Source organism: Ancylomarina sp., assembly GCF_041555295.1.
GTDB lineage: Bacteria > Bacteroidota > Bacteroidia > Bacteroidales > Marinifilaceae > Ancylomarina.
In genome coordinates this window covers 1-3653 of sequence record NZ_JBFFKR010000307.1, presented here as the reverse complement: position 1 = coordinate 3653, position 3653 = coordinate 1, and the positions used below count along the sequence as shown (strand labels likewise).

General features: G+C 40.8%; 5 protein-coding genes. 3 read left to right on the top strand and 2 right to left on the bottom strand.

Annotated features, from left to right (window positions below):
- Nucleotides 1-347: nicotinate-nucleotide--dimethylbenzimidazole phosphoribosyltransferase (locus ABY905_RS15075; RefSeq protein ID WP_372645344.1), on the bottom strand; the 347-nt coding region annotated here is incomplete at its 3' end.
- A gap of 654 nt (nucleotides 348-1001) precedes the next feature.
- Here ABY905_RS15075 and ABY905_RS15070 point away from each other — a divergent pair.
- The 3 genes from ABY905_RS15070 (at nucleotide 1002) to ABY905_RS15060 (ending at nucleotide 3224) form a co-directional block, all read left to right on the top strand.
- A complete protein-coding gene (locus ABY905_RS15070) occupies nucleotides 1002-1184 on the top strand; it encodes a hypothetical protein (RefSeq protein ID WP_372645342.1) in 183 nt (60 codons plus the stop codon).
- 15 nt (nucleotides 1185-1199) lie between these two features.
- A complete protein-coding gene (locus ABY905_RS15065) occupies nucleotides 1200-1916 on the top strand; it encodes a pirin family protein (protein ID WP_372645341.1) in 717 nt (238 codons plus the stop codon).
- 153 nt (nucleotides 1917-2069) lie between these two features.
- Nucleotides 2070-3224, top strand: coding sequence for an RtcB family protein (locus tag ABY905_RS15060; RefSeq protein WP_372645339.1), 1155 nt, complete (start codon nucleotides 2070-2072; stop codon nucleotides 3222-3224).
- Between the two features lie 90 nt (nucleotides 3225-3314).
- Here the strand turns inward: ABY905_RS15060 and ABY905_RS15055 are convergent.
- Nucleotides 3315-3653: HEAT repeat domain-containing protein (locus tag ABY905_RS15055; RefSeq protein WP_372645337.1), on the bottom strand; the 339-nt coding region annotated here is incomplete at its 5' end.

The following is a 3653-nucleotide window of genomic DNA, read 5'->3' as shown; positions in this document are numbered from 1 at the left end:
TCGAAATCGTGATCGATACCCGCATCGACTACCTTGAAATTGATACCATGCTGACGCGAAAAGACATTGATAGCCGCGCCACCTCCCATATAATTGTAGAGCATTTGGTAACTCACCGACTTAGGGTAAAAGCTCACCCCATCGTCAGCAATGCCATGATCACCAGCAAACACAACAACGGTAGGTGTTTTGATTTCAGGCTTTAAAGTCCCCTGTATCTTAGCAATTTTGCAAGCAATACGCTCCAAAATTCCCAACGAACCCAAAGGCTTTGTCTTAGTATTGGTTTTGTTTAATATTTTGTCGTCTAGCTCAGTAGACAGGCTTTCTATCTTGAAATTTTGCATAGGTTGTAGTTTGTTTTGTAAGGATGGCAATTTACACAAAAAGCCAAAATTCGCTTTAGGAATATTGATGCTAGAGAATATGTTTTCAAAAAGTAATCTCTTAATAGTTGAACTGCTTTAAGTCGAATCTCAACACATTTATTATGAGATTGCCACGCTCTCGCTACCGAGCTTGCGAGATCACCGAAGGTAAAGACAAGTCACTTTATTCTTGATAAACATGAATAGTCATACCCTGACATGTGCAGCTTGCCCATAGGTTGGAGCATGACAAACAAAAACCACCTCGCCTTCTCCCGATTTTCGGGATTAAGTATACCTCCTTAACAAAGGAGGTGAAAGCAATACAATTACGCATTGCATCTTATCCGTTAGCAAATTCTGCAGCTACGTTGGGCTAGGATACCCTTCCGTTCGAAAATTTAGTATCTCCGTGCGCTGGGTGAGGTCTTCCGTTCGGCATGGATAGGCTTCCGTACGCGGTGGGACCCCTTCCGTTCGCACAAGGAAGTGCTCCGTTCGGTGTGGTGACCCTTCCGTTTGCTAACGGAACAGGTCAAACGGCGAGCGGAAGCTCTTTTTTAAGATGAAACTCAAAAGAACTAAGAATCTGAATTGAAATATTGGCTAACTGGGCATAAAAAAAGGAAAGCGATGAGCTTTCCTTTCTTTGAATACGAGTCTGGTTTTATTCCTGAGTTTGTTTTGCTTGTTTCCGTCTGTATGTACGACTCTTATCCCGACTGTATTTGCAACTTGAATTCAGGTGATTGTTCTTCTGAAAAAGAAAAAAACTGTAACTTAGGTATCAGAAAGCACTTATCCATCACTGATTAATTTGGAGGGACCTATATGAAAACCGTTGTACACAAAGCCAATACGCGAGGGCACGCCAATCACGGCTGGTTAGATGCTCATCACACCTTTTCTTTTGCAGATTATTACCATACCGACCGCATGAACTTTGGAGTTTTGCGAGTTTTGAATGATGATAGAATAGCTGCAGGTAAAGGATTCGGCACACACCCTCACAACAATATGGAAATCATATCGATTCCACTTGAAGGGGAACTTGAGCATAAGGACAGTATGGGGAATACCGCCGTGATTAAAGCTGGTGAAATTCAGGTGATGAGTGCAGGGACAGGCATTCTTCATTCGGAGTTTAATCCCAATGATGATCAGGAAGTCAATTTGCTTCAGATTTGGATTTATCCACATTTAAAAGATGTCGAACCTCGATACGACCAGCTTTCAATCGCCGATATTAAATCTGTGAATGGTTTAAAGCAAATCCTTTCTCCTGATGCAGATGATGAGGGAGTTTGGATTCATCAAAACGCTTGGTTTCATTTGGGTGAATTCGATGAGGCCAGTGAAAGTGCCTATACCATAAAGCAAAACGGCAATGGACTCTATCTTTTTGTTTTGGAAGGTGAGGTTTTTATTAAGAACTATAAATTGGAAAAAAGAGATGGTCTTGCCATCACGGAGACCCAAAAAGTTGAATTTAAGGTGAGTGCAAATACCAAGGTTTTATTGATGGAGGTGCCGATGTTTGATTTGTGATGATTTATAATTAACCCCAACTAAGGTGCTTAAAAGAATAGTCTAAGTATTCCTTGTTGCGTTCGATTAGACAAAAAAAACGAATAGCGTTAAAATCAACTTAAGATTAGCCGTTTACATTCGTACTCAGATTGGAATTAAGGGGGAATAGAAATGATGAAATCTGAATATTATAAAATATTTGGTGAAGATCTGATTGACCGGGAGGCCATTCAGCAGATGGATGCTGCCATGAAGCTACCAATTTCGGTAAAGGGTGCATTAATGCCTGATGCACATGTGGGTTACGGGCTTCCCATTGGAGGTGTGCTTGCTACTTACAATGCCGTTATACCCTATGGTGTTGGAATGGATATTGGATGTAGAATGTGCATGTCTATCTATCCTCTTGTCCCAAAAATAATCGAAACACAAAAAGATAAACTCAGCAAGATCTTATTTGAAGAGACCCGTTTCGGATTTTCAAAATTTGAAAATATGATTGAACACGAACTGCTTGAACGTGATATTTTTCGGGAAATAAAATTCGTAAACTCCCTGAAAGACATCTTTGCCAAGCAGTTGGGAACTTCGGGCCATGGAAATCATTTTGTGGATATGGGTATTGTTGAAATTAAGCATAAGGACGATCAATTAAATCTGGAACCAGGATCATATTTTGCCATTCTTTCACATTCCGGCTCACGTCATTTTGGAACTGAGGTTTGCAAGCACTATACAAATGTTGCTAAGGATAAGTTGCAGTTATCGGGTCAGGTTGCCAGACTGGCTTGGTTAGACCTTGATAGTGAGGAAGGTCAGGAATACTGGCAGGCTATGGAATTGGCCGGTGATTACTCAGCGGCCAATCATCATATCATACACAATCGCCTTTCGTCAGCACTTGGCGAAAAACCCCTGAGAAGAATTGAAAACCATCACAACTTTGCATGGAAGGAAAAATTAGTTGGAGGAGAAGAACTTATTCTTCACAGAAAAGGAGCAACACCGGCAAATGCTGGCGATTTGGGAATAATTCCCGGTACAATGGCAACGCCGGCATTTCTAATAAAAGGAAAAGGTAACGAGGCCTCTCTAAATTCTGCGGCCCATGGTGCTGGCAGACGTCTTTCCAGAAGGAAAGCCAAATCAGTGCTCAATATGGCAGATCTGCACTCATACCTAAAGGAAAAAGGGGTAGAACTATTAAGCGGTAGTATCGACGAATCACCTATGGCCTATAAGGATATTTTTGAAGTGATGAATCAGCAAAAAAGCCTCGTCGATATCATCGGTCTTTTTTACCCTAAAATAGTAAGAATGAGATAATGCCATTCATTTCCATTTATGTAGTTTGAAGAAAAAAGCGGTCATCTCCATAGAGATGACCGCTTTGTATTTTTTGTGGTAGGCTATTCGCTAGCTATTTGAACCCAAAAGACCTTTTAGAGCTTTCAAATTCTTTTTCAATTGAATTTTGATCTTGTTATCGGTCTCAGTCAAAACAGCTGCTTCCAAATCAGGAATGGCATCAGTGCGTTCCAATTGAATCAATGCCCAGGAAGCTTTCACTCTGACCTTAGCATCCTTATCGCGAAGCATACCAGGAATCCATTTCTTCGACGACCAGCAAGCCAGTTCGATTACTTTTTCGATACCTTCCAATTTCTCAGCTCTTGTACCAGTCAACTGATTGTGGTATTTAGTCTGCAAATCGTTAATATCCTCAGTATAGATAATCTCATTCTTAAAGAAATC

What these genes read in the sequence shown, in the direction of transcription:
- ABY905_RS15065 (WP_372645341.1), top strand. Translation starts at nt 1,200, where the DNA reads ATGAAAACCGTTGTACACAAAGCCAATACGCGAGGGCACGCCAATCAC.
- ABY905_RS15070 (WP_372645342.1), top strand. Translation starts at nt 1,002, where the DNA reads ATGAGCTTTCCTTTCTTTGAATACGAGTCTGGTTTTATTCCTGAGTTT.
- ABY905_RS15060 (WP_372645339.1), top strand. Translation starts at nt 2,070, where the DNA reads ATGATGAAATCTGAATATTATAAAATATTTGGTGAAGATCTGATTGAC.